Raw genomic sequence first — 25,004 nt, 5'->3', positions numbered from 1 at the left:
GAATTGACGCCGTGCGCCTGATTATCACGCTATTGCTCGGTTGTTTACTGTCTCAACCGGTGCTGGCCGCTGCGGTGCCCACAGAGACTCAGCTCAAACAGGAGCTGAAACAGGCAGAGAGCAACAAAAACGCGCCTAATCAGGTGGAAACCACCGAGGCGCTGCAGAGCGCCCTCAACTGGCTGTCGGAGCGCAAGGAGTCGATGACGCGCTCCGAACAGTATCAGCGGGTGATCGATGATTTCCCGAAGATGACGCAGGAACTGCGCCGTCAACTGACGCTGGAAGACAACAAAATCCTGCCAAATGGCGACAACCTGCCTGCCAGCGATCTGGAACAACAGATCCTGCAAACCAGCAGCCTGTTGCTGGAACAGGCGCGTCTGCTGCAACAGGAACAGGAGCGCACGCGGGAGATCAGCGATTCGCTCGGCCAGTTGCCGCAGCAGCAGACCGACGCCCGCCGCTCGCTCACCGAAGTGCAGCGTCGTCTGCAAGCCCAGCCCGCCAACCCTACTACCCCGCACGCCCAGGCGGCACTGGCGCTGTTGCAGGCAGAAGCCGCGGCGCGCAAAGCCAAGGTAGATGAGCTGGAGCTGGCGCAGTTGTCGGCCAACAACCGCCAGGAGTTGGCGCGGATGCGCGCCGAGGTATACAAAAAGCGCCACGAGAAGATCGACGTTCAGTTGCAGGCCCTGCGCAACAACCTTAACGCCCAGCGCCAGCGCGAAGCCGAACTGGCGCTCGAAAAAACCGAGCAACTGGCCGAACAAAACGGCGACCTGCCGAAAAGCATCAGCCAACAGTTGCAGATTAACCGTGAACTGTCCGCTGCCCTGAACAATCAGGCGCAGCGTATGGATCTGATCTCATCGCAACAGCGTCAGGCCGCTGCGCAAACGCTGCAGGTACGTCAGGCGCTGAGCACCATTATCGAACAGGCTCAGTGGCTCGGTTCGTCGTCGGCATTGGGAGAAACTCTGCGCGCCCAAGTGGCGACGCTGCCGGAAATGCCAAAACCGCAGCAACTGGATGGCGATATGGCCCAGTTGCGTGTACAGCGCCTGCAGTTTGAAAGCCAGTTGGAGAAACTGTCACAGCGCGAGTTCAAACGTGACGACGGCAACGAACTGACCAGCGCGGAACGGCGTATCGTTGAGGCACAGCTGCGCACCCAGCGTGAGCTGCTGAATTCGCTGCTTTCCGGCTGCGATACCCAGATCCTCGAGCTGACCAAGCTGAAAGTGGCCAACACCCAGCTGATTGAGGCGTTGAACGAGATCAAAGACGCCACCCACCGTTATCTGTTCTGGGTCCCGGACGTCAACCCGATCACCCTGTCTTATCCGATTAACGTGGCGCACGATCTGACTCGCCTGCTGTCACTGGATACGCTGTCGCAGCTGGGCGGTGCCTTTATGATGATGGTGACCAGCAAAGAAACGTTGATCCCGATCTTCGGCGCCCTGCTGCTGGTGATTTTCAGTATCAGCTCACGCAAGCACTATCACGCCTTCCTGGAACGTGCCAACAGCCGGGTCGGCAAGGTAACGCAGGACGAATTTTTCCTGACGATGCGCACCGTGTTCTGGTCGATTCTGGTGGCATTACCGCTGCCGGTGCTGTGGGCCGCGCTCGGTTTTGGCCTGCAGAGCGCCTGGAACTACCCCGTGGCGGAGGCGATTGGCAAAGGGGTCACCGCAACGCTGCCGATCTTGTGGATCTGTATGATCTGCGCCGCTTTCGCCCATCCGCAAGGGCTGTTTATCGTGCACTTCCGCTGGCCGGTGAAGCAGGTTTCGCGCGCCATGCGTTACTACAAGATGTCGATCTGGCTGATCGTGCCGTTGATCATGGCATTGATCACCTTCGACAGCCTGAAAGAGCGCGAGTTTGCCAATACCCTGGGGCGGCTGTGCTTTATCTTGCTGTGTTTGGCGCTGGCCATCGTCACCAAGAGCCTCAAACGCGCCGGCATTCCGCTGTATCTGGACAAGAAAGGCTCCGGCGAGAACATGGTCAACACTGCGCTGTGGGGGTTGCTGCTTTCAGCGCCGTTATTGGCCGCGCTGGCCTCCGCCGTCGGTTACCTGACCACCTCACAGGCGCTGCTGGCGCGGTTGGAAACTTCGGTGGCGATCTGGTTCTTCCTGCTGGTGATTTACCACATTATTCGCCGCTGGATGTTAATCCAACGGCGACGCATCGCCTTTGACCGCGCCAAACAGCGCCGTGCCGACATCCTGGCCCAGCGCGCACGCGGCGAAGAGGAAACGACGCATACGCCAAACAGCACCGAAGGTTCGATGGATATGGATGATTCGGAGATCGATCTGGATACCATCAGCGCCCAGTCGCTGCGGCTGGTGCGTTCGATTCTGACGATGATCGCGCTGGTGTCGGTGATTGTGCTGTGGTCAGAGATCCACTCCGCCTTCGCCTTCCTGGAAAACATCTCCCTGTGGGACGTGACCTCGACGGTCAACGGGGTGGAAACAGCGCATCCGATCACACTCGGCGCAGTGTTGATAGCCATACTGGTGCTGATCGTCACCATGCAACTGGTACGTAACCTGCCGGCGCTGCTGGAGCTGGCGGTGTTGCAGCATCTGGATCTGACGCCGGGGACCGGCTACGCCATCACCACCATTACCAAGTATCTGCTGTTGCTGTTCGGCGCCATCCTCAGTTTTTCCTGGATCGGTATCGAATGGTCGAAGTTGCAATGGGTCGTGACCGCGCTCAGCGTCGGGTTGGGCTTCGGCATGCAGGAGATTTTCTCCAACTTCATCTCCGGCCTGATCATTTTGTTCGAGAAACCGATCCGTATCGGCGATACCGTGACGATCAGAAACCTGACCGGCACCGTCACCAAGATCAACACTCGCGCCACCACCATTTCGGACTGGGATCGCAAAGAGATCATCGTGCCGAACAAAGCGTTCATCACCGAGCAGTTCGTCAACTGGTCGCTGTCGGATAACCTGACCCGCGTGGTGCTGACCGTGCCTGCACCGGGTGACGCCAACAGCGAAGAGGTGACCAAGATCCTTCTCAACGCCGCCGAACGCTGCTCGCTGGTGCTGGACAACCCGGCACCGGAGGTTTATCTGGTCGATCTCCAACAGGGTATTCAGATCTTCGAGATGCGTATTTACGCTGCCGAGATGGGCCATCGCATGCCGTTGCGCCATGAGATCCACCAATTGATCCTGGCAGGCTACCGCGAACACGGCATTACCCTGCCGTACCCGCCGTTCCAGGTTCGCAGCGAAACGCTGTCGCGCCTGACCAGCAATGGCCGCACCCCACCGTCAACGCCGCCGCCAAACACCAAGCGCGAATCGGGCGGCTTGTAAGCGCGTAATGCAAAAAGGGTTCGGCATTAGCCGAACCCTTTTATCATCATAATATGCCCTACGGCTTTCACGTTGCAGCCAACAACGCTACGGCCTGAAGACGACAGGTATAACGGTTACGCGCGCCCGACCGGGAAGGCAAGCACTTCGCTCAGGCTCTCGGCGCCCAGCGCCAACATAACCAGCCGATCAACCCCTAAGGCCACGCCGGAAGATTCCGGCATACCGTGCTGCAAAGCGTCCAGCAGATTGTTATCGATCGGGTGCTGCGGCAGACCGCGTTCCGCACGTTTGCGGTTATCCTGATCAAAACGCTGGCGCTGTTCGCGGCTGTCGGTCAGCTCGCGGAAGCCATTCGCCAGTTCGATCCCCTTGAAATACACCTCAAAACGTTCCGCCACGCGGTGATCTTCGGTGCTGATCTCCGCCAATGACGCCTGACTGGCCGGGAAGTGATAAACGAACGCCGGCTTGTCACGCCCGATGTAGGGCTCCACGCCGACGGTGAACAACAATTGCAGCAGCGTATCGCGGTCTTCTTCAGTATCGGCGATGTTGCTCAGATCGAGCTTGGCCGCCGCTTCACGCAGTTGCGCTTTCTCTGCCGACAGCGGATCGATATCCAGATGGCGCAGGAAAGCCTGCTGATAGGACAAGGTTTCCGCGCTGCCGCAATCCAGCACCTGCTGGAGCAAATCATCCACCTCATTCATCAGCCGGTACATGTCGTAATGTGGGCGGTACCACTCCAGCATGGTGAATTCCGGGTTGTGATGGCGACCGGCCTCTTCATTACGAAAACTGCGCCCCATCTGATAGATCGGGCCGCTACCCGCCGCCAGCAGCCGCTTCATGTGATATTCCGGGCTGGTCATCATGTACAGCGTCAGGCCATCCGCCGCACCCGGGCCGACAAAACGCGTCTGGAACGGGAACAGGTGGATATCGGTAACCGTCGCCTGGCTCATGGTTGGCGTCTCAACTTCCAATACGCCACGATCGGCGAAGAAACGCCGGATCTCAGTCAGGATCGCTGCGCGTTTCAACAAATTGGCGATGGGTGCACTTGGTTGCCAGCTTGCCGTTTCGCTCATGGTAATTACTCCGAAATCAAACAGGGGATGCAGTCTACTCGTATCCAGGCATGCAAACAAATTCTTAACAGCCGGGTGCCTTTAACGGTGGCAATTCCTCACAAACGCGTAGCCATAAGGTTAATAAAAGGTGAATAAACGTTAAATATCCCTTGCAGGCAATAATTCCTCCAACCAATAGCTAAAAGACAAAACAATCGATCACATCAAATTTCTCCTACTTAACTTTAGGTATAGTTAATTCCACATAATTGGTGGGAGATATCTATCCTCAGTCTTTATGCAATATCAATCGGTTCAATTAGTTAGTACCCGAAGCGTTTTTATAAATATTAAGCATAGATATTTAATTTGCCGTTCTTAACAAGAATATTGGAGGAATGCAGTGCAAACCTTTAACGCCGATCTTGCCATTATTGGGGCCGGGGGTGCTGGTTTACGTGCAGCAATAGCCGCAGCGGAAGCCAACCCTCAACTGAAAATCGCCCTGATTTCAAAAGTCTACCCGATGCGCAGCCATACGGTGGCCGCCGAAGGGGGCTCCGCCGCCGTCACTCAGGATCATGATAGCTTCGATTATCACTTCCACGACACCGTTGCCGGTGGCGACTGGCTGTGTGAGCAGGACGTGGTCGATCATTTCGTCCACAACTGCCCGCGTGAAATGGCGCAGCTTGAACAGTGGGGCTGTCCGTGGAGCCGTAAACCGGACGGTTCGGTCAACGTGCGCCGCTTTGGCGGCATGAAGATTGAACGTACCTGGTTCGCCGCCGACAAGACCGGCTTCCATATGCTGCATACCCTGTTCCAGACCTCGCTCAAATACCCGCAAATCCAGCGTTTCGACGAACACTTCGTGCTGGACATTCTGGTGGATGATGGCCAGGTCCGTGGCCTGGTGGCGATGAACATGATGGAAGGCACCCGCGTGCAGATCCGCGCCAATGCGGTGATCATGGCTACCGGCGGTGCCGGGCGCGTATACCGCTACAACACCAACGGTGGCATCGTCACCGGTGATGGCATGGGTATGGCGTTCCACCACGGCATTCCGCTGCGTGATATGGAATTCGTTCAGTATCACCCTACCGGCCTGCCGGGCTCCGGCATCCTGATGACCGAAGGTTGCCGTGGCGAAGGCGGCATTTTGGTGAACAAGGACGGCTATCGTTACCTGCAAGATTACGGCATGGGTCCGGAAACGCCGCTGGGCGAACCGAAGAACAAATATATGGAACTGGGCCCGCGCGACAAAGTTTCGCAGGCCTTCTGGCACGAATGGCGCGCCGGCCGCACCATCGCCACCCCGCGCGGCGACGTGGTCTATCTGGATCTGCGCCACCTGGGGGAAAAGAAACTGCTGGAACGTCTGCCGTTCATCTGTGAACTGGCGAAAGCCTACGTCGGCGTCGATCCGGTAAAAGAACCGATCCCGGTGCGCCCGACCGCGCACTACACCATGGGCGGCATTGAGACCGATCAGAACTGCGAAACCCGCATCAAAGGGCTGTTCGCCGTCGGCGAGTGTTCTTCCGTCGGTCTGCACGGCGCCAACCGCCTCGGCTCGAACTCGCTGGCGGAACTGGTGGTGTTCGGCCGCGTAGCCGGTGAGAATGCCGCCCGCCGCGCGCTGGAAAGCAGCCCGGCCAACGGCAGCGCGCTGGATGCGCAGAGCAGCGATGTCGAAGCCCGGTTGAGCAACCTGATGAAGCAGGAAGGCAACGAAAACTGGTCAAAAATTCGCGACGAAATGGGCCTGTCGATGGAAGAAGGCTGCGGCATCTACCGCACGCCGGAGTTGATGCAAAAGACCATCGATAAGCTGGCCGAACTGAAAGAACGCTTCAAGCGCGTCAAAATCACCGACAGATCCAGCGTGTTCAATACCGACCTGCTGTACACCATCGAACTGGGCTACGGTCTGGACGTAGCCGAATGCATGGCACACTCCGCCTTCAACCGTAAAGAATCGCGCGGCGCGCACCAGCGTCTGGACGAAGGCTGTACCGAACGCGACGACGTGAACTTCCTGAAGCATACGCTGGCGTTCCATAACCCGAATGGCGCACCGCGGCTGGAATACAGCGACGTGAAGATCACCAAACTGCCACCGGCCAAACGTGTGTACGGCGCTGAAGCCGAAGCCCAGGATAAAAAGGACAAGGAGCAGGCAAATGGCTGAGATGAACACCCTGAAAATCGAGGTCATGCGCTATAACCCGGAACGTGACGCCGAGCCGCATTTCGAGACCTTTGCAGTGCCTTATGACGAGCAAACCTCGCTGCTCGATGCGCTGGGCTACATCAAGGATAACCTGGCGCCCGACCTTTCCTACCGCTGGTCATGCCGCATGGCGATCTGCGGCTCGTGCGGCATGATGGTTAACCGGGTGCCGAAACTGGCCTGCAAAACCTTCCTGCGCGAATACACCGGCGGCATGAAGGTGGAAGCGCTGGGTAACTTCCCGATCGAGCGCGATTTGGTGGTCGATATGACCCACTTTATCGAAAGCCTGGAGGCGATTAAGCCCTATATCATCGGCAACAACCGCAAGCCGGAAGATGGCCCTAACGTGCAAACCCCGGCTCAAATGGCCAAATATCACCAGTTTTCCGGCTGCATCAACTGCGGTTTATGCTATGCCGCCTGCCCGCAGTTCGGTCTGAACCCGGAATTTATCGGCCCGGCGGCGATCACCCTGGCGCACCGCTATAACCTGGATAACCGCGATCACGGCCAGAAGCAGCGCATGGCGCAGCTCAACGGCCAGAACGGCGTCTGGAGCTGTACCTTTGTCGGTTACTGCTCTGAAGTGTGTCCAAAGCACGTCGACCCGGCCGCTGCCATCCAGCAGGGCAAGGTGGAAAGCGCCAAAGACTTCATGATCGCCATGCTGAAGCCGCAATAAGGGAGAGAACCGCAATGACAACACAACGTAAGCCTTATGTGCGCACCATGACGCCGACCTGGTGGCAAAAGCTCGGTTTCTACCGCTTCTATATGCTGCGTGAAAGCACCTCGGTACCGGCGGTGTGGTTCAGCATCGTACTGATTTACGGCATTTTTTCGCTGAAAGGCGGTGTGGATAGCTGGGCCGGTTTCGTCGATTTTCTGCAAAACCCGCTGGTGCTGCTGATTAACGTTATCGCCCTGCTGGCGGCGCTGCTGCATACCAAAACCTGGTTCGATCTGGCGCCGAAAGCCGCCAATATCGTGGTCAACAACGAGAAAATGGGACCAGGGCCGATAGTGAAAGCACTGTGGGCGGTGACGCTGGTCGCCAGCGTGATCATTCTGGCCGTAGCCTTGGTGTAACCCGGAGGAAATATGATAAATCAAATACCTAAACGCTCCGACGAGCCGGTTTTCTGGGGGTTATTCGGCGCAGGCGGCATGTGGGGAGCCATTGTCGCGCCCACCATCGTGCTGCTGGTCGGCATTTTGCTGCCGCTGGGCCTGTTCCCCGGCGACGCACTGAGCTATGACCGTGTGCTGGCGTTTTGCCAAAGCCTGATCGGCCGCCTGTTCTTGCTGCTGATGATTATCCTGCCGCTGTGGTGCGGTTTGCACCGAATCCACCATGCGATGCACGATTTGAAAATTCACGTGCCGGCCAGTAAATGGGTGTTCTACGGTCTGGCGGCCATTCTCAGCGTGGTGACTCTGATTGGAGTAGTCACTCTGTAAGCCGCTTCGGCGGCCAATGTCCGTTGGCCGCCTGTTATTATTTCTAAGGGGCTATCAGTCCGATCAAATCGACATACCCTATGGATTTCAAGCTGTAGCTAGGCGCCCAGCTCACTCATCCCCAGGAGCTTACTTAGGTAAGTGACTGGGGTTAGTGAGTGCAGGTAACGACGCTACAGCTTGAAAGACGACGGGTATCAGTGACTGCTGAACTTCAGCCCGAGGATACCGACGACAATCAGGCACAGGCTGAGAATGCGCGCGATACTGGTCGACTCGCCGAGCAGCACCATCCCCATAATTGCCGCCCCTACCGCGCCGATACCGGTCCAGACCGCATAAGCCGTACCGGCAGGCAGCGTTTTCATGGCATGCGCCAACAACAGCATGCTGACCACCATGGCGACGACAGTGATAATGCTGGGTGTCAGGCGGGTAAAACCCTGGGTATATTTCAGGCCGATAGCCCACACCACCTCGAGCAAACCGGCAATAAGCAAAATAATCCAAGCCATGAACAGGCTCCGTTACGATGGGGTCGTCCCCGGAAGCTGATGCGTAAACAGGTCGTCCCGTTTAGCCTTGTGAACATGCCTGAGAATTATACCCACGCTTGGGAAGGATAGCAGCACAAAGGTGGCGTTTGCCAAGGTCGGAGGTGAAGCGGTATCCCACGGTGGGGCTGGTTACGTGGAATACCACAGGAGGCAAAAAGGCAGGTTATTCTGCACTGCGCTGGATGGCTTCCCCACCGGCCTGCACGTCTTTACCTACGCCTTTGGTGGTGTTGCATGCGGTCAATGAGGTCAGGATCATCAAAGAGAAAATCGCGATAATACTTTTCTTCAGCATATGAAAGTCCTTATTTGTCAGTGACGAAAAAGTACGGCTTTCTAAGTTTAGTAAATATTAACGAGAGTTGCTGTTTAAAACGCGTTTATTTTGCACAATTACATTACTAAAATTAATGATTTCAGCTGGCCGTCCGCGAAATAGCGCCGCCGAGGTGCTGAACATCCTCACCGAAACCGCGGAAAGTATTACAACTGCTAAGGGAAACAAGTAACAACAGGGAGATCACGGCCAACAGAGTTTTCTTCATCATGCTGAGTCTGCCAACGATATGCGGAAGGGGGATAAAGCAAAGGAGCCACTCAGGGCTCCTTTGTTTGGAAACTTATTTTACGCGTGAAACGTATTCGCCAGAGCGAGTATCAACACGGACAACTTCGCCAATCTGTACGAACAATGGCACTTTTACCACGGCGCCAGTGCTCAGGGTCGCAGGCTTGCCGCCGGTACCGGCAGTATCGCCTTTCAGACCAGGATCGGTATCAGTGATTTCTGCTTCGATAAAGTTCGGTGGCTGAACGGCGATTGGGCGACCGTCCCACAGTGTGACGATACATTCCGCGTTATCTTGCAGCCATTTTGCCGCGTCAGAAACGGTTTTTTCTTCAACCCCGTGTTGCTCGAAAGTCTCAGGGTGCATGAAGTGGTAGAACTCACCGTCGTTGTACAGGTAGTTCATGTTGGTATCTACAACGTCTGCGCCTTCGCAAGAGTCGGTAGATTTAAAGGTTTTTTCTACGCGGCTGCCGGTCAGCAGACGGCGCATTTTAACGCGCGCAAACGCCTGACCTTTGCCCGGTTTAACGAACTCACTGGATTCGATGGCATAAGGCTCGCCTTCGAACATGATTTTAAGACCCGGACGGAAATCGTTGCTAGAATAAGTCGCCATGATGGCCCCTCTGAATATTTAAACTGGTAGCTTAGCCAAAAAAATGGCACACATTATAACCCAAAATACGGCATATAGAGAAGATTGGTTGCATCAACTCGCCGATGTTATTACCGATCCTGATGAATTACTGCAGCTTTTATCACTGAATACGCATCCGGACCTGCCGCAGGGCCGCGAGGCCCGTCGATTGTTCGCGCTGCGCGTCCCTCGCGCCTTCGCGGCACGCATGCGCCCCGGCGATGCCAATGACCCGCTGCTGCGCCAGGTCCTGACCGTTAGCGAAGAATTCATCAATGCGCCCGGCTTCACTACCGATCCGCTGGACGAGCAGCGCAGCGTGGTGCCAGGCCTGCTGCATAAATACCGTAACCGCGCTCTGCTGCTGGTCAAGGGTGGCTGTGCGGTCAACTGCCGCTACTGTTTCCGCCGCCATTTTCCGTATCAGGACAACCAGGGCAACAAGGCCAACTGGCGTCAGGCGCTGGATTATATCCGCCAACACCCGGAACTGGATGAGATTATTTTCTCCGGCGGCGATCCGCTGATGGCGAAAGATCATGAACTCGACTGGCTAATCGGCGAGTTGGAAGCCATCCCGCACCTGAAACGCCTGCGTATCCACACCCGTCTGCCGGTCGTGATCCCCGCGCGCATTACGCCGGAGCTGTGCCGTCGGCTGTCCGCTTCGCGCCTGCAGGTGCTGATGGTGACGCACATCAACCACGCCAATGAAATTGACCGCGAGCTACAGGCCAGCATGGCGCAACTGCGTCTGGCAGGCGTCACGCTGCTGAATCAAAGCGTGCTGCTGCGCGGTATCAATGACAACGCCGACACGCTGGCGACACTGAGCAACGCGCTGTTTGATGCCGGCATTCTGCCCTATTACATCCACGTACTGGATAAGGTGCAGGGGGCGGCGCACTTTATGGTCAGCGACGACGAAGCGCGCGCGATCATGCAGGCGCTGCTGAGCAAAGTTTCCGGCTACATGGTGCCGCGTCTGACGCGTGAAGTCGGCGGCAAGCCAAGCAAAACCCCCCTCGATCTGCATCTGATGCAAAGCTGATCGACTGTCCGCTCCAGATATAAAAAGAGGCATGCCTGGGCATGCCTCTTTTTTGCGTTATACCCTGCTCGTTACTGCGTTATGGGCACTTATAAACCTGGCCAACCATTTTGCTGTCCAGCGGGGCAAAGCTTGAAAGCAGGTTCTGCGTCGGGCTGGTTGCGCCATAGATGACATTGCCACCCATTGCCGCTGCCTTGTTACGCAGGTCGTTTGCCGCACCGCGCATAGAGCTGCCTTCACCACCGTTACCGGACAACCAGTTGCTCTGGGTGCCCGTCACTTCGCCCACCAGCTGGCATTCAGCCGCCGGTTTGGTGTCGGTAAATTTGACCTGCTGGCCTGCGGCGGACAGTTCGTTGGTGCTGCTGCAACCTGCCAGCAGCATAGCTGCCGAAAGACCCAGTAAGGCTTTAATCCGCATCTTGTTCCCCATATGATATTGAGAATTCTGCACAAGCTTATCAGAAAGCGTTGCTATCTCTTAAGCATCCGTTGCCACGGGTACCGGGTCAACGCCTTGAGCGACAGCTGATGAAATATCAGTTTACCAGCTAAATCACTCCGGGCTGCAAAAATATCATCAAATACAGTGCGGCAAAGAGCACAGAATAAAAAAACCCCGGTCAATTGACCGGGGTTCTCAGCACACAGACAGTGTGGGGGATGATTACATCATGCCGCCCATGCCACCCATGCCGCCCATACCGCCAGCGCCTAAATCAGGTGCATCGCCTTTCGGCAGGTCGGTCACCATGCACTCGGTGGTGATCATCAGGCCAGCCACAGAAGCCGCGTACTGCAGAGCAGAACGGGTTACTTTGGTTGGATCCAGGATACCCATCGCGATCATGTCGCCGTATTCTTCAGTTGCTGCGTTGTAACCGTAGTTACCTTCGCCCGCTTTCACGGTGTTGGCAACAACAGAGGGCTCTTCGCCGCAGTTCAGAACGATCTGACGCAGTGGTGATTCCATTGCGCGCAGCGCAACTTTGATACCCACGTTCTGATCTTCGTTCACGCCACGCAGTTCGCTCAGCTTGGACGCTGCGCGAATCAGCGCAACACCGCCACCAGCAACTACGCCTTCTTCTACCGCAGCACGGGTTGCGTGCAGAGCATCTTCAACGCGAGCTTTCTTCTCTTTCATTTCAACTTCGGTAGCAGCACCGACTTTGATTACCGCAACGCCGCCAGCCAGTTTAGCTACGCGCTCTTGCAGTTTTTCACGGTCGTAATCAGAAGTTGCTTCTTCGATCTGCTGACGAATCTGGGACACACGGCCCTGAATCGCAGTTTCTTCACCATTGCCATCGATGATGATAGTGGTGTCTTTGTTGATAACGATACGTTTAGCAGTACCCAGGTCTTCCAGAGTCGCTTTTTCCAGCTCCAGACCGATCTCTTCAGAGATAACGGTACCGCCAGTCAGGGTAGCGATATCCTGCAGCATGGCTTTACGACGGTCGCCGAAACCAGGTGCTTTAACCGCAGCCACTTTCACGATGCCGCGCATGGTGTTAACCACCAGGGTAGCCAGCGCTTCGCCTTCAACATCTTCAGCGATGATCAGCAGTGGTTTGCCGGCTTTCGCCACGGCTTCCAGTACTGGCAGCATTTCACGGATGTTGGAGATTTTTTTGTCAGCCAGCAGGATGAACGGGCTTTCCAGTTCGATAGAGCCGGTTTCTGGTTTGTTGATGAAGTACGGAGACAGATAACCGCGGTCGAACTGCATACCTTCAACAACGTCCAGCTCGTCTTGCAGGCCAGTGCCTTCTTCAACGGTGATGACGCCTTCTTTGCCCACTTTCTCCATGGCTTCTGCAATCAGTTTACCCACGGTTTCGTCGGAGTTTGCAGAGATGGTGCCTACCTGAGCGATAGCTTTGGAGTCAGAGCAAGGTACGGATAATTTTTTAAGCTCTTCAACAGCGGCGATTACCGCTTTGTCGATACCGCGCTTCAGATCCATCGGGTTCATGCCGGCAGCGACTGCTTTCAGGCCTTCGGTGATGATGGATTGAGCCAGTACGGTTGCAGTGGTGGTGCCGTCGCCCGCAGCGTCGTTCGCTTTGGAGGCCACTTCTTTCACCATCTGCGCACCCATGTTTTCAAACTTGTCTTCCAGTTCGATTTCACGGGCAACGGATACGCCATCTTTAGTGATGGTAGGAGCGCCGAAGGATTTATCCAGCACTACGTTACGGCCTTTCGGGCCCAGGGTCACTTTTACTGCATCAGCGAGAACATTCACGCCGCGGAGCATTTTCACGCGAGCGTCATTGCCGAATTTTACGTCTTTAGCTGCCATTGGTATTTCCCTTCAACTCGTTTCGTTCAGTTCAGAAGATAAAGCGTAATTACGCTTCAACAATTGCCAGAATGTCGCTTTCGGACATGATCAACACTTCTTCATTGTCGATCTTCTCTGCTTTCACGCCGTAGCCGTCGTTGAAAATCACGATATCGCCAACTTTCACATCCAGCGGTTGGATATTGCCGCTTTCCAGAACACGCCCTTTACCCACTGCCACAACTTCACCACGAGTAGATTTACCCGCTGCAGAGCCAGTCAGAACGATGCCGCCAGCAGATTTTGATTCAACTTCTTTGCGCTTGACGATAACGCGGTCATGCAATGGACGAATACTCATTGAACGCTCTCCTGTAAGAAGGTTTCTATCAGATTTAGGGTTGTCACCGGATTGTTATTACCGGCCTCGTGGGATTTGAAATGGGGGCATTCCATCCCCCTTCAAGGGGCCAGTCAAAAAAATTTTCGCTTTTGACGGCAATCCAGAGGGGACAAATGTGAAAAACGCGGCCGGGGCCGCGTTTTTTCAACGATCGTTACGCTTGTCATGATCGTCCGGCTGATTTCCCAACGTATAACGATCGTCGTCCTTACGCTGAAACTCGCCGTCGAAGGTGTTGCCGTTGGCGGCACCGCCGCCCTGACCCCAGCCACCGGGCCGGTAGACCGAAAGATGCGGCATCAATTTCAGCGTCAGCGATTTCTGCACCGGCGGCAGCAGCAACAGCAGGCCAAGGAAGTCGGTAAAGAACCCCGGAACCAACAGCAGGAAGCCCGCCAGCACCAGTGAAACGCTTTTCACCATTTCCGCAGCCGGGCTTTCTCCGGCGGCCAGTTTCTGTTGCATTTGCACGAAGGTTTTCATGCCCTGATTTCGTACCAGCGAGATACCGACGCAGGAAGTGAACACCACCAGCAACAGGGTTATCGCCACGCCCAATACGGCGGCGACTTTGATAAATAGAGATATTTCGATATAAGCCAACAGAAATATCAGCAGTAACGGTAACCAGCGCACCTGGTTCTCCTATAAGTAACGGCACGTTCCCGCACGGTGGCGGCAAGGTGAAAAGGGGGGCCGGTAAACGGCCGACATCATTACAATGGGGTCATCCCGCCGTCATTTCAACCAACGGCCTTTTTTTATTGCTAAAGTTAACAAACGTGAATGAGATCACAGAACAGGAAAAGCGTGATTCCAGAAGGCTCAGAAGGTGATCTGGATTCAGTCATTTATTACTAACCAGCATATGATCTGGGCTGCAACGGGCGCTATGGTTAATCGTTTCATGCCTGAAGCCTTCGGCAACATAATTTGATTCCCTGACTATTAATTAATTCGGCAGCAATATAAAGAAGGTTCTCATGTCAAACAACATTCGTATCGAAGAAGACCTGTTAGGAACACGTGAAGTCCCCGCAGAAGCCTATTACGGTGTTCATACCCTGCGTGCGATTGAAAACTTCTATATCAGTAACAGCAAAATCAGCGATGTGCCCGAGTTTGTCCGTGGCATGGTAATGGTAAAAAAAGCCGCAGCGATGGCGAATAAAGAACTGAAAACCATTCCGCGTAAAATCGCTGATGTCATCATTCAAGCCTGTGACGAAGTGCTGGATAAAGGCAAATGCATGGACCAGTTCCCGGTCGATGTGTTCCAGGGCGGCGCAGGTACCTCGCTGAACATGAACACCAACGAAGTGCTGGCGAATATCGGCCTGGAACTGATGGGCCATCAGAAAGGCGAATATCAGTATCTGAACCCTAACGATCACCTTAATAAATGCCAATCCACCAACGACGCCTATCCCACCGGTTTCCGCATTGCGGTTTACGCCTCCAACCAGAAACTGATCGACGCCATTAACCAATTGCGTGAAGGCTTTGATCGCAAGGCGACAGAGTTCGAAACCATCCTGAAAATGGGCCGCACGCAGTTGCAGGATGCCGTGCCTATGACGCTGGGCCAGGAATTCCACGCGTTCAGCGTGCTGCTGAAAGAAGAAACCCGCAACCTGCATCGCACGGCAGAACTGCTGCTGGAAGTGAACCTGGGGGCAACGGCGATTGGTACTGCACTGAACACGCCGGAAGGCTACCCACAGTTGGCGGTGCAAAAACTGGCCGAAGTCAGCAACCTGCCGGTGGTACCGGCCGAAGACCTGATCGAAGCCACCTCCGACTGCGGTGCCTACGTGATGGTACACAGCGCGTTGAAACGCCTGGCGGTGAAACTGTCCAAGATCTGTAACGACCTGCGTCTGCTGTCCTCTGGCCCGCGCGCCGGCCTGAACGAAATCAACCTGCCGGAACTGCAGGCGGGCTCCTCCATCATGCCGGCCAAGGTGAACCCGGTGATACCGGAAGTGGTCAATCAAGTGTGTTTCAAGGTGATTGGCAACGACACTTGCGTTACCATGGCCGCCGAAGCGGGCCAGCTGCAGTTGAACGTAATGGAGCCGGTGATTGGCCAGGCGATGTTTGAGTCAATCCACATCCTGACCAACGCCTGCTATAACCTGCTGGAAAAATGCATTAACGGCATTACCGCGAATAAAGAAGTGTGCGAACACTACGTGTTCAACTCTATCGGTATCGTCACCTATCTCAACCCGTTCATTGGCCACCACAACGGTGACATCGTCGGGAAGATCTGCGCCGAAACCGGCAAAAGCGTACGTGAAGTGGTACTGGAACGCGGTCTGCTGACTGAAGCCGAGCTGGATGACATCTTCTCCGTGGAGAACCTGATGCACCCGGCCTATAAAGCCAAACGCTATACGGATGAAAATGAACAATAACAGATACACCCGGTAGCCCTAAAAGGCACGCTAAATCCTCTGGATAGCGTGCCTTTTTACTTTCTGTCGCCCACAAATTTTTAACTTTTCATTTTCAAATAATCTTATTTTAAGGAGTAGACACTATGTTAGCCGTAGAATTGGTTATCGTTCTGCTGGCCATTTTTTTAGGGGCCAGATTGGGCGGTATCGGTATCGGATTTGCAGGCGGGTTGGGGGTTTTGGTCTTGGCGTTGATTGGCGTTAAGCCAGGCAGCATCCCTTTCGACGTGATTTCTATCATCATGGCGGTGATTGCCGCTATCTCGGCCATGCAGGTGGCCGGCGGTATGGATTATCTGGTCCAGCAAACGGAAAAACTGCTGCGCAAGAACCCTAAACACATCACGATTCTGGCGCCGATCGTCACCTATTTCCTGACTATCTTCGCCGGCACCGGCAATATCTCGCTCTCCGCACTGCCGGTCATCGCCGAAGTGGCGAAAGAACAGGGCATCAAGCCTTGCCGCCCGCTGTCTACCGCCGTAGTAGCTGCACAGATTGCCATCACCGCCTCGCCGATTTCCGCCGCCGTAGTGTACATGTCTTCAGTGATGGAAGGTCATGGCGTCAGCTATCTGCATATGCTGATGGTGGTGATGCCGTCCACCTTCTGCGCCGTGCTGTTGATGTCGCTGCTGGTGTCCTGGCTGTTTGACTCCAAACTGTCAGACGATCCGGTTTACCTGAAACGCCTGGAAGAAGGTCTGATCACCCTGCGCGGCAACAAGGCAATAGACATCAAACCGCGCGCTAAAGCCTCGGTGCTGCTGTTCCTGCTGGGCGTGGTCTGCGTGGTGGCCTATGCCATCATCAACAGCCCGGGCCTTGGGTTGGTGGCAAAACCTTTGATGAACACCACCAATGCCATTTTGATCATCATGCTGAGCGTCGCTACCCTGACCACTCTGCTGTGCCGGGTCGATACCGATATGGTGCTCAACTCCAGTACCTTCAAAGCCGGCATGAGCGCCTGTATCTGTATCCTGGGCGTGGCCTGGTTGGGCGATACCTTCGTGCAGGCCAACATCGACTGGATCAAAGAGACCGCAGGCGCGGTCATTCAATCCCATCCGTGGCTGCTGGCGGTGATTTTCTTCTTCTGTTCGGCGCTGCTGTACTCGCAGGCCGCCACCGCCAAGGCGCTGATGCCGATGGCGCTGGCGCTGAACGTCTCGCCGCTGACCGCCATCGCGTCCTTCGCCGCCGTTTCCGGCCTGTTCATTCTGCCGACCTACCCGACACTGGTCGCGGCGGTACAGATGGACGATACCGGCACCACGCGCATCGGGCGTTTCGTGTTTAACCACCCGTTCTTTATCCCCGGCACCATCGGGGTAGTATTGTCGGTGCTGTTCGGCTTCCTGCTGGGCAGCGTGCTGTTGTAATGTTTTTACCGGGGCTGCGGCCCCGGTTCTCTCCCGAACCTCGCCTCGCTGGCGATAAACTCGCCTTCTAGCCAACTCGCCTTCAGGGTATAGTGCCTACTGATAATCTGGATGAGAGGGCTGAAAATGTCTGATTGCGAAGCTGTCGTCATACTCTGCACTGCACCCGATGAGGCTACCGCGCAAGACCTGGCGGCCCGGATTTTGGGGGAAAAACTGGCAGCCTGCGCCACGTTGCTGCCCGGCGCGACATCGCTCTATTACTGGGAAGGGAAACTGGAACAGGAATACGAAGTGCAGATGTTGTTCAAAAGCGATCGCCGCCATCAAGATGCCCTGCTCAGCACCCTGAAACAACATCACCCGTATCAAACGCCCGAGCTGTTGGTACTGCCGGTGATGGCTGGAGATAAAGACTACCTGTTATGGATCAACGCCTCATTAAATTAATCTTCCTGATCTGCAGCCTGTTTTTTTTGCCGCAGGCGGCTCAGGCATCGCTGTTCGGCCAAAGCGGCGGCAGCCAGTTCGTGCCCGTCGATCAGGCATTCGCCTTTGATTTTAAACAGCAAGATCGCCAACTGGCCCTGAGCTGGAAAATCCGCCCCGGTTACTACCTTTATCGTCAGCAAATCAAACTGGTACCGCAGCAGGCAACGCTAGGCACCTTTGAGCTGCCCGAAGGGCTGAGCCATAAGGATGAGTTCTTCGGCGAAGTCGCTATTTTCAAGCAACAGCTCAATGTGAAAATTCCCCTGCAACAGACAGTCAAAGGGGCCAGCCTGAGCGTGACCTATCAGGGCTGTGCGGAAGCCGGCTTCTGTTACCCGCCGGAAACCAGGGTGATCCCACTGGATGCGGTGAGTGCCGCTGCATCCCCCCCCGTTGACGCGCCAACGGAACCCGCGCCAGCCAACCTGCCGTTTTCGCCACTTTGGGCCCTGTTGATTGGCATTGGCATTGCCTTCACCCCTTGCGTGCTGCCGATGTACCCATTGATTTCCGGCATCATTCTGGGCCGAGACAAGCCGCACAGCAGCGGACGCATTCTGGCGCTGGCGGTGGTTTACGTACAGGGTATGGCGCTAACCTATACCCTGCTTGGTCTGGTGGTCGCGGCCGCCGGGTTGCAGTTCCAGGCGGCGTTGCAGCACCCGTACGTGCTGATCGGCCTGTCGGTGCTGTTTATCGCGCTGGCGCTGTCGATGTTTGGCCTGTATTCGCTGCAACTGCCCTCTTCGCTGCAAACGCGCCTGGCAGGCTGGAGCAACACCCAAAAGGGCGGCTCGCTGCCTGGCGTGTTCCTGATGGGCGCGCTGGCCGGGTTAATTTGCTCCCCCTGCACGACTGCGCCGCTCAGCGCCATCCTGCTCTATATCGCTCAGAGCGGCAATATGTGGGCCGGCGGCGGCACTTTGTACTTGTACGCGCTCGGGATGGGTATTCCGCTGGTGCTAGTCACCCTGTTCGGCAACCGCCTGCTGCCGCGCAGCGGGCCGTGGATGCAGTATGTAAAAGAAGCCTTCGGCTTTGTGATCCTGGCGCTGCCGGTCTTCTTGCTGGAGCGGGTAATCGGCGATGCGTGGGGACTGCGGTTATGGAGCCTGCTCGGCGTGGCATTCTTCGGTTGGGCATTCGCGCTGAGCCTGAAAACCTCGCGCGGCTGGGTACGTGTATTGCAGTTGCTGTTGCTGGCAGCGGCGGTGATCGCCGCAAGGCCGCTGCAGGACTGGGCCTTCGGCGCCAATAACGCCCAGCAGAGGGCACCGGTGCACCTGAACTTCTCACGGATTAATAACGTGGAACAACTCAATCTGGCGCTGCAGCAGGCACAGGGGAAACCGGTGATGCTGGATCTGTACGCCGACTGGTGCGTTGCTTGCAAGGAGTTCGAAAAATATACCTTCAGCGATGCGGCAGTTCAGGCTAAGCTGGCCGATACCGTGCTGCTGCAGGCCGATGTGACCGCCAACAACGCCGAACAGGCGGCGCTGCTCAAGCATCTGAAGGTCCTTGGGCTGCCGACCATTCTGTTCTTTAACGGCGCGGGCCAGGAAGTACCGGCCGCACGCGTCACCGGGTTTATGAATGCGCCTGCGTTCAGCGCACATTTGCAGAAAACAGTGCGGTAAACGACACTGTGGATCAGAACCGAATTTGGAGGGAGCACAAGTGCAACGTGAACACGTTCTTGATACGGCACTGGGGCTGTTGGAACAACAGGGCCTGGCAACCACCACGCTGGAAATGCTGGCAGACAAACTCGACGTGCAGCCGAGCGATCTGAAACGCTTCTGGCCGGATCGCGAGGCGCTGCTGTACGACAGCCTGCGCTACCACGGCCAGCAAATTGACACCTGGCGCCGCCAACTGCTGTTGGACGAAACCCTGAGCCCGCAGCAAAAGCTGCTGGCGCGCTATGACGTTCTGGCGGAGTACGTCCGGCACGATCGTTATCCCGGCTGCCTGTTTATTGCCGCCTGCAGCTTCTTCCCGGAGGTGGATCACCCGATACACCAATTGGCGGAGCAGCAAAAGCTGACGTCGCTGGAACTGACCCGCGACCTGCTGCGCCAAATGGACGCCGACGACGCCGATATGGTGGCGCAGCAGATGGAGCTGATTCAGGAAGGCTGCCTGAGCAAACTGCTGGTAAAACGCCAGCTCCAGGATGTATCCGTCGCCAAACGGCTGGCGGAAGATATCTTGCAGGTAGCGCAGTGCCGCAGGAACGGCGCATTAGGCTGAACTGATGGCCAGTACAGCGCAGCCCGTGCAGAGCCGTGGTTCGAACGAGCGCACTTTTCAGGCTCCTTGGCTGAAAAGTCAGCAGTCACCAGCTTTTTAACGCCTTTTGCGCATAAAGCCGTTGACGCCTCCCGGCCAATACGGTTTAATGCTGCGCGTTGCCCGGATAGCTCAGTCGGTAGAGCAGGGGATTGAAAATCCCCGTGTCCTTGGTTCGATTCCGAGTCCGGGCACCACTAATTCTGCATCAAAGCACGCTGGTTAGAGGATGAGAACTTTAACGGGCGGTTAATACGGAATCAACTTGTCAAAGAGATAACAGAGTAACTGTTTACTACCGCGACGTTGTAAGTTGAATTCCCAAGAAGGATGCCTGTGTGGCTGCACAGGCGTCCTTTTCTCGATCGCTGGTGATATTTACAGCAAATCATGCCTGTGTCAAGCGTTGTAAGCTTCTTGTAGCAGTGATATCCGTATGTAAAACAAGCTCCTGTTCAAGCGCTTTCCCCACCACTTCAATATCCAATTCGATATATTCCATTGTGGTGCTGACGTTACGGTGTCCCAACAAATCCTTCACCAGTTTTAGATTTCTATCCGGAGATTTCATCAGCTCCGTGGCAAGTGTGTGGCGGAAACGGTGTGAGGAAATATCGAAGCCACTTTCCCTGGACAACCGACGATAAAAACTACGAAATGACTGCAGAACTTTTTTCTCGTCATAGATGTAATGAGTATGCCGTGGATTGGTAAACCGTTTGACGTCAAAAAGCAGGTCATGCTGACCCGCACCTCGCTCGATTGCGCGCATCATGAGTAGCTTTATCCGCTCCCTTAATTGACGAACCACTGGCACTTTCCACTCTCTATGTGTTTTGCTACCTTCAAGCCGAAGCTCGATCCAGCCTTGCTCAATGTTCACATCCCGCAGTCGGATGTGGATCATCTGATTGTTACGCATACCGGTATATCGAAATGTGTCTAATACCGTCATCCAGAACCAGGTAGGATAGAGTGCACACTTTACACCCCTCACTGGTTTTCTCTCCTTCTCCCACTGTTCATACTGTTGCATCACGAGGTAAAGACGGGTTAATTGAGACTTCGTCAATATTCTTTTTTTCTTAGTGTCAGACCGGACGACTGTTCCATTAAAAGGGTTCTCACCATGAGGAACCAACGCTTTTTTAATACCCAAATTAAATATTGCCCGCAGATGAGCCACCTTATTGTTCCAGGTATGTACCGAAAAATTTTTCTCCTTTAGCAGATGCCGACGCCAAAGCAACACATCCCTTTGCGTCACCATGGCGGGTGTTATAGTTCCGCCAATAAAACGCGTAAATGTTAGTGCTACTTTCCTATAACTCCATTCCGTTGCTGGACGAAGTTGTTTGGTAAAAAAATATTCCTCGAGCAAGAGCTCCCACTCGTCGTGCATCTTTTCTTCACTTTTCATTTCATAACCTCGAATGAATTTATTTATCCACGCATAATCCGTCAGTTTTACCCAACATTGTGTGAGCTTCTCCCTACATCAAAAGACTACGGGATCACGAGTAACTGACTGTCCTCTGGCACCCGTGTTCCGCCATATAAACTATTTGCCTTAATCAGGTAACCATTGATACGACGATATGTGCCCACCTCCTCTGGCTTTTCATAAAGATGACCAATAAAGAATCGCTGTCCTTTACGGATCCGATGCCTGCCCATTTTTTCAAATGCCTTTTGGATTGCGTTCCGATCAGTACGCTCCAATTTGTTTTCCTTGATATACAGATGAAAAATATCTGGAACACAGAGAAACACGAAGCCACTAACAATATGCGCTCTGGAACCTATGGTATTAACTGATATATCCCCTTTTTTGATCCCAAGACTCAACCACTGTAGAAAGGCGTTCCCAACATGCAGATCCTTTGATGAATGTTGAGCTTCTAAAATAACCGTTGTGTCCGTGCTCTCTAATAGAGCAGGTTCTATTACGTCTGGTAAAACACAGCTATTTTCAATTACAGTAGTTATGTCATGTACCGGCCCCTGCTTTTCTTCAGGAAGGGGGCTCTCTTTCGGAGGGGCGTCTCCCTCTTCTTGGTTATCCAGGCAAGTCGGTACTGACACCTCTACCGCCATTAATGACAACAGAGTCTGCATATCTTCTTCCACACCAGCCACCGTTTCTGGCGCCAGGACCATCTCAGCCAAAGGCTTATCGTTGACCGGCGCATCCAGAGCCGAGTTTAGTAACACTTCCGAGACTGACGGTGCATTTCCGTTGGGCTGATCTAATGTCTCCGCCGGCAGTTGCTCCGGAGCGAGAGGAGAGTAGGTGCTGCTAACTGCACTTTTCAAATCAATCTCGGGTACTGAAGAAGTGATATTTTCTGTCGTCGGCGCTACTGCCAGTAAGGCTTTTGCCAAAGTGTCGGAGCTGGATATCGGCAAAAGCGATACGACTAAACTATCGCCGCGTGCTAGTTTGGCCGCTTTCAGGATAATATCGTCTATTACAGGTAATGTGCTGGGTTGCCTGGACGCTATCGTCATCAACGAATGTGTAACCGCCGGCAGTGTTGATAACCATTCGATAAGCTCTTCAGGCAGCAGCCGCGCCGCAATCATTGCGCTCTGACTTGTTGCTAGGAGCGGGGCTGACTGGGTGGCTCTGAAGCGAAAACGGTAAGGTTCACTCGGCACCGTCAATCCAGGTAACCAGGCGCGGCCACTTTGGAACTCACCCTGCAACTGACTCAACAGCGGCAGGTAGTGCCATAGCGCTCCATAAAACACCACGACATTCCACTGCACATTCTGGGCTGATTGTTCTTCGGGCGCTGCCCCTGGGGGCAACATGTGCCCCTTAGCCAGTCGGACCGCATACGTCACCGTCTGCAGGGTAACATCGACCAGCCCTCCTTCCCTAGCATACTCCCCCTGGGACGTGGCCGGCAGCACCTGCATCAGCGTAACGAGCTGCTTCAGTGGTTGCAGATAGAAATGCTCATAGAGATCTTTGGGCAGTGCGCTGTTCTCCCACAGCTGTTGTAGGCACTGCTGACGAGATGTCGTGCTTAAAAGCTGCTCTGCGGATGCCGGCACAAAATAACCTACAGGACATTGAGATTCTGAAATGCTTGCCTTTGAATTTGCCGGCATCACCTTGGTTCCAACCAGCAGTTCTTTGATAGCCTTCAGCATGCCATGCCTCCAGCGATGTCATTACTCTCGCTGTCCATCAACACCTGTAGCAATTCATTCAGTACCAGTGTTTGCCGGGCCCGGGTCACAGCGACATACAGCAGATTGGTTTCATCAGTACGTTCACAGTCGGCCATGAGGGGATCCGTGATATCTGCAAAATCATGATTCAACACCACCACTGGCCACTCCAGCCCTTTGCTTCGATGCGCCGTCGAAACTGTTACCTGTGCCTGACTTTCGTCGGTAACCGCATGTTCACGCATCACCTGCAGCTTTTGTGGCAGCGGGAAATACTGCTCAAGCAACCGAAGCCCTTGGTTCATTTCAACATCCTTGGTTGCTCTGGCAACCGACTCAAACTCCTCAAAGTTGCGGTATTCTCGTGCCAACAGCGGGGACTGCATTCGCTCAGGCATGTCTGCCGAAAACCAGTATAGATCTTCCAGTTCTTCCGTTTTGTAGCCGCTGATCCCCCCAACCCAGTACACCTTCTTGCCGGCCAGACTGGCATCAAGTGCCGCGCCGATGACACCCGCCACCGTTCGGCTCAATATGGCAACAGGCTGCCCCTTCACGTCATCAGGTATGCACCCCACAACCCTGTCGTTTCCCCCCACCCCGACCACAGACATCGTTTCGCCTTGTCGGGCAAGCAGCATATTAGCCACCTGAGCTACGGCAGGACCAAAACGGAAACTGTGAGTCAGGTAAAGTTGGTCCGCATCGGCCAGCTCCGGGGCATCGAGAGCATTTTCCGCGCCACGGAATCGATAAATTTGTTGATGACGGTCACCGACCAGCACCACATCACAACATTGCGCCAATACCAGTGACTGCGTCACCGGGTTCGCGTCTTGCCCCTCGTCAAACAGAAGCGTCTGCCAGCGTTTGGAAAGGTCAGGCTGCGAGAGCTGATACAGCTTGAGGTAAACGTCATGGGTGACAGGGAAAATGCCATCCTGGCGTGCAGACTCACGCCAGAGCATTTGCGCCGCCGCCAGAATTTTGTCAGCAGACAAACCGTTGCAAGCCTCTTCATCTGGCAGATGCTGTGGGCCAAATTCTCTATCGCCACTGCAGAGGAAGGCATTGAAGGTCGCGATAGCTACCCGAGCCAGCGGCCAGTGCCGTGTATTGAGTTGACGAGCAACGTCAGTGATCCGCAGATGGCCAGTCAGCCGCTGTTGATAATGTCGCCCGAAGTTAGGCCAGGCCAACTGATGCGACGTCTTGCATTCGACATTAAAGGGGAATTTTTGCTCGGCCTCATCCCTGACTGCACGGTTATAGGCCAGGTAGAGCATCCTGCAGTCCGGATTTGCCTGCGCAAAACGGACTAATGTAGACGTCTTGCCGGTGCCGGCAAACGCCCTGACCACCAGGCGATGGCCGGACCAACCAATGATGGCAGCCTGTTCAGGTGTATCACAATAAGACATAAGCAGCACTCCGTAAAACTTGACCGGCGCTTATCCTGCGCAGGTCAGTACGGCAAGCACCACAGAAAAATCTTTTCCCGGAAGAAATTGTTTCTCGCAGTCAGCCGATT

The 25,004-nt window shown here is 54.9% G+C and carries 23 protein-coding genes and 1 tRNA gene; 12 read left to right on the top strand and 12 right to left on the bottom strand.

Annotation, left to right across the window (positions count from 1 at the left end):
• Positions 1-11 precede the first annotated feature (11 nt).
• A complete protein-coding gene (gene mscM, locus JEM67_RS02510; RefSeq protein WP_199635600.1) occupies positions 12-3,359 on the top strand; it encodes a miniconductance mechanosensitive channel MscM in 3,348 nt (1,115 codons plus the stop codon).
• Between the two features lie 116 nt (positions 3,360-3,475).
• On the opposite strand, the gene epmA is transcribed toward mscM, so the two are convergent.
• The gene (gene epmA / locus JEM67_RS02505) at positions 3,476-4,453 is read right to left on the bottom strand and encodes an elongation factor P--(R)-beta-lysine ligase (RefSeq protein WP_006323202.1); all 978 of its coding nucleotides are present in this window, start codon (positions 4,451-4,453) and stop codon (positions 3,476-3,478) included.
• 385 nt (positions 4,454-4,838) lie between these two features.
• Here epmA and frdA point away from each other — a divergent pair, with 385 nt between their 5' ends.
• The 4 genes from frdA to frdD are packed head-to-tail and all read left to right on the top strand — an operon-like array spanning position 4,839 to position 8,141.
• On the top strand, positions 4,839-6,635 hold the full coding sequence (gene frdA / locus JEM67_RS02500; RefSeq protein ID WP_199635599.1) for a fumarate reductase (quinol) flavoprotein subunit: 1,797 nt from the start codon (positions 4,839-4,841) through the stop codon (positions 6,633-6,635).
• Positions 6,628-7,362, top strand: coding sequence for a succinate dehydrogenase/fumarate reductase iron-sulfur subunit (locus JEM67_RS02495; protein WP_006322025.1), 735 nt, complete (start codon positions 6,628-6,630; stop codon positions 7,360-7,362). Before frdA ends, JEM67_RS02495 begins: the two co-directional genes overlap by 8 nt.
• A 14-nt stretch (positions 7,363-7,376) precedes the next feature.
• A complete protein-coding gene (gene frdC, locus JEM67_RS02490) occupies positions 7,377-7,769 on the top strand; it encodes a fumarate reductase subunit FrdC (protein ID WP_199635598.1) in 393 nt (130 codons plus the stop codon).
• Positions 7,770-7,781: 12 nt separating this feature from the next.
• Positions 7,782-8,141 (top strand): fumarate reductase subunit FrdD, encoded by a 360-nt coding sequence (gene frdD / locus JEM67_RS02485; RefSeq protein WP_199635597.1) that lies wholly within the window; start codon positions 7,782-7,784, stop codon positions 8,139-8,141.
• A 197-nt stretch (positions 8,142-8,338) separates the two neighbouring features.
• Here the strand turns inward: frdD and sugE are convergent, their stop codons facing one another.
• The 4 genes from sugE to efp all read right to left on the bottom strand — a co-directional run bounded on the left by sugE (position 8,339) and on the right by efp (position 9,885).
• Complete coding sequence (sugE, locus tag JEM67_RS02480; protein WP_013811228.1) at positions 8,339-8,656, bottom strand: quaternary ammonium compound efflux SMR transporter SugE; 318 nt, start codon at positions 8,654-8,656, stop codon at positions 8,339-8,341.
• Between the two features lie 205 nt (positions 8,657-8,861).
• The gene (locus JEM67_RS02475; RefSeq protein WP_006323187.1) at positions 8,862-8,993 is read right to left on the bottom strand and encodes an entericidin A/B family lipoprotein; all 132 of its coding nucleotides are present in this window, start codon (positions 8,991-8,993) and stop codon (positions 8,862-8,864) included.
• 121 nt (positions 8,994-9,114) lie between these two features.
• Positions 9,115-9,246 (bottom strand): entericidin A/B family lipoprotein, encoded by a 132-nt coding sequence (locus tag JEM67_RS02470; RefSeq protein WP_199635596.1) that lies wholly within the window; start codon positions 9,244-9,246, stop codon positions 9,115-9,117.
• A gap of 72 nt (positions 9,247-9,318) precedes the next feature.
• Positions 9,319-9,885: an elongation factor P gene (gene efp / locus JEM67_RS02465; protein ID WP_004952647.1), complete on the bottom strand. Its 567-nt coding sequence runs from the start codon at positions 9,883-9,885 to the stop codon at positions 9,319-9,321.
• 43 nt (positions 9,886-9,928) lie between these two features.
• Between efp and epmB the strand changes: the two genes are divergently transcribed.
• Positions 9,929-10,957 (top strand): EF-P beta-lysylation protein EpmB, encoded by a 1,029-nt coding sequence (gene epmB, locus JEM67_RS02460; protein ID WP_013811226.1) that lies wholly within the window; start codon positions 9,929-9,931, stop codon positions 10,955-10,957.
• A 79-nt stretch (positions 10,958-11,036) separates the two neighbouring features.
• Here epmB and JEM67_RS02455 read toward each other — a convergent pair whose 3' ends face one another.
• The 4 genes from JEM67_RS02455 to JEM67_RS02440 form a co-directional block, all read right to left on the bottom strand.
• Positions 11,037-11,381, bottom strand: a complete 345-nt coding sequence (locus tag JEM67_RS02455) for a DUF4156 domain-containing protein (protein WP_013811225.1) — start codon at positions 11,379-11,381, stop codon at positions 11,037-11,039.
• A 246-nt stretch (positions 11,382-11,627) separates the two neighbouring features.
• On the bottom strand, positions 11,628-13,271 hold the full coding sequence (gene groL / locus JEM67_RS02450) for a chaperonin GroEL (RefSeq protein ID WP_013811224.1): 1,644 nt from the start codon (positions 13,269-13,271) through the stop codon (positions 11,628-11,630).
• 49 nt (positions 13,272-13,320) lie between these two features.
• The gene (locus tag JEM67_RS02445; protein WP_004952634.1) at positions 13,321-13,614 is read right to left on the bottom strand and encodes a co-chaperone GroES; all 294 of its coding nucleotides are present in this window, start codon (positions 13,612-13,614) and stop codon (positions 13,321-13,323) included.
• 186 nt (positions 13,615-13,800) lie between these two features.
• Positions 13,801-14,292: an FxsA family protein gene (locus JEM67_RS02440; RefSeq protein ID WP_013811223.1), complete on the bottom strand. Its 492-nt coding sequence runs from the start codon at positions 14,290-14,292 to the stop codon at positions 13,801-13,803.
• A gap of 347 nt (positions 14,293-14,639) precedes the next feature.
• Here JEM67_RS02440 and aspA point away from each other — a divergent pair, with 347 nt between their 5' ends.
• From aspA to JEM67_RS02410, 6 genes are all read left to right on the top strand, one after another.
• Positions 14,640-16,076 carry an aspartate ammonia-lyase gene (gene aspA / locus JEM67_RS02435; RefSeq protein ID WP_013811222.1) on the top strand — a complete coding sequence of 479 codons (1,437 nt, stop codon included), beginning with the start codon at positions 14,640-14,642 and terminating at the stop codon, positions 16,074-16,076.
• Positions 16,077-16,201: 125 nt separating this feature from the next.
• Positions 16,202-17,503: an anaerobic C4-dicarboxylate transporter gene (locus tag JEM67_RS02430; RefSeq protein ID WP_013811221.1), complete on the top strand. Its 1,302-nt coding sequence runs from the start codon at positions 16,202-16,204 to the stop codon at positions 17,501-17,503.
• A gap of 126 nt (positions 17,504-17,629) precedes the next feature.
• Entirely contained in the window at positions 17,630-17,953 is a 324-nt protein-coding gene (gene cutA / locus JEM67_RS02425) for a divalent cation tolerance protein CutA (protein ID WP_013811220.1), read from the top strand.
• Positions 17,929-19,635, top strand: coding sequence for a protein-disulfide reductase DsbD (locus JEM67_RS02420; protein ID WP_199635595.1), 1,707 nt, complete (start codon positions 17,929-17,931; stop codon positions 19,633-19,635). The genes cutA and JEM67_RS02420 overlap by 25 nt, the downstream gene beginning before the upstream one ends.
• Before the next feature lie 40 nt (positions 19,636-19,675).
• Complete coding sequence (dicD, locus tag JEM67_RS02415; protein WP_013811218.1) at positions 19,676-20,251, top strand: division control transcriptional repressor DicD; 576 nt, start codon at positions 19,676-19,678, stop codon at positions 20,249-20,251.
• Positions 20,252-20,411: 160 nt separating this feature from the next.
• A tRNA-Phe gene (locus JEM67_RS02410) sits at positions 20,412-20,487 on the top strand.
• A gap of 191 nt (positions 20,488-20,678) precedes the next feature.
• Here JEM67_RS02410 and JEM67_RS02405 read toward each other — a convergent pair.
• The 3 genes from JEM67_RS02405 to JEM67_RS02395 form a co-directional block, all read right to left on the bottom strand.
• Positions 20,679-21,710, bottom strand: coding sequence for a tyrosine-type recombinase/integrase (locus tag JEM67_RS02405; RefSeq protein WP_199635594.1), 1,032 nt, complete (start codon positions 21,708-21,710; stop codon positions 20,679-20,681).
• 86 nt (positions 21,711-21,796) lie between these two features.
• Positions 21,797-23,452, bottom strand: a complete 1,656-nt coding sequence (locus tag JEM67_RS02400; RefSeq protein ID WP_199635593.1) for a TraI domain-containing protein — start codon at positions 23,450-23,452, stop codon at positions 21,797-21,799.
• Entirely contained in the window at positions 23,446-24,894 is a 1,449-nt protein-coding gene (locus JEM67_RS02395; RefSeq protein ID WP_199635592.1) for a UvrD-helicase domain-containing protein, read from the bottom strand. The genes JEM67_RS02400 and JEM67_RS02395 overlap by 7 nt, the downstream gene beginning before the upstream one ends.
• Positions 24,895-25,004 lie beyond the last annotated feature (110 nt).

Source organism: Serratia sp. PAMC26656 (assembly GCF_016469055.2).
Lineage (GTDB): Bacteria > Pseudomonadota > Gammaproteobacteria > Enterobacterales > Enterobacteriaceae > Serratia > Serratia plymuthica.
The sequence above is the reverse complement of the archived record's forward strand: the minus strand, read 5'-3'. Positions and strand labels throughout refer to the sequence as shown.

Bases quoted from the DNA above. Each gene is read 5' to 3' on its own strand.
- epmA (WP_006323202.1), bottom strand. From the start codon at position 4,453: ATGAGCGAAACGGCAAGCTGGCAACCAAGTGCACCCATCGCCAATTTG.
- JEM67_RS02495 (WP_006322025.1), top strand. From the start codon at position 6,628: ATGGCTGAGATGAACACCCTGAAAATCGAGGTCATGCGCTATAACCCG.
- frdC (WP_199635598.1), top strand. From the start codon at position 7,377: ATGACAACACAACGTAAGCCTTATGTGCGCACCATGACGCCGACCTGG.
- frdD (WP_199635597.1), top strand. From the start codon at position 7,782: ATGATAAATCAAATACCTAAACGCTCCGACGAGCCGGTTTTCTGGGGG.
- sugE (WP_013811228.1), bottom strand. From the start codon at position 8,656: ATGGCTTGGATTATTTTGCTTATTGCCGGTTTGCTCGAGGTGGTGTGG.
- JEM67_RS02475 (WP_006323187.1), bottom strand. From the start codon at position 8,993: ATGCTGAAGAAAAGTATTATCGCGATTTTCTCTTTGATGATCCTGACC.
- JEM67_RS02470 (WP_199635596.1), bottom strand. From the start codon at position 9,246: ATGATGAAGAAAACTCTGTTGGCCGTGATCTCCCTGTTGTTACTTGTT.
- efp (WP_004952647.1), bottom strand. From the start codon at position 9,885: ATGGCGACTTATTCTAGCAACGATTTCCGTCCGGGTCTTAAAATCATG.
- epmB (WP_013811226.1), top strand. From the start codon at position 9,929: ATGGCACACATTATAACCCAAAATACGGCATATAGAGAAGATTGGTTG.
- JEM67_RS02455 (WP_013811225.1), bottom strand. From the start codon at position 11,381: ATGCGGATTAAAGCCTTACTGGGTCTTTCGGCAGCTATGCTGCTGGCA.
- groL (WP_013811224.1), bottom strand. From the start codon at position 13,271: ATGGCAGCTAAAGACGTAAAATTCGGCAATGACGCTCGCGTGAAAATG.
- JEM67_RS02445 (WP_004952634.1), bottom strand. From the start codon at position 13,614: ATGAGTATTCGTCCATTGCATGACCGCGTTATCGTCAAGCGCAAAGAA.
- aspA (WP_013811222.1), top strand. From the start codon at position 14,640: ATGTCAAACAACATTCGTATCGAAGAAGACCTGTTAGGAACACGTGAA.
- JEM67_RS02430 (WP_013811221.1), top strand. From the start codon at position 16,202: ATGTTAGCCGTAGAATTGGTTATCGTTCTGCTGGCCATTTTTTTAGGG.
- cutA (WP_013811220.1), top strand. From the start codon at position 17,630: ATGTCTGATTGCGAAGCTGTCGTCATACTCTGCACTGCACCCGATGAG.
- JEM67_RS02420 (WP_199635595.1), top strand. From the start codon at position 17,929: ATGGATCAACGCCTCATTAAATTAATCTTCCTGATCTGCAGCCTGTTT.
- JEM67_RS02405 (WP_199635594.1), bottom strand. From the start codon at position 21,710: ATGAAAAGTGAAGAAAAGATGCACGACGAGTGGGAGCTCTTGCTCGAG.
- JEM67_RS02400 (WP_199635593.1), bottom strand. From the start codon at position 23,452: ATGCTGAAGGCTATCAAAGAACTGCTGGTTGGAACCAAGGTGATGCCG.
- JEM67_RS02395 (WP_199635592.1), bottom strand. From the start codon at position 24,894: ATGTCTTATTGTGATACACCTGAACAGGCTGCCATCATTGGTTGGTCC.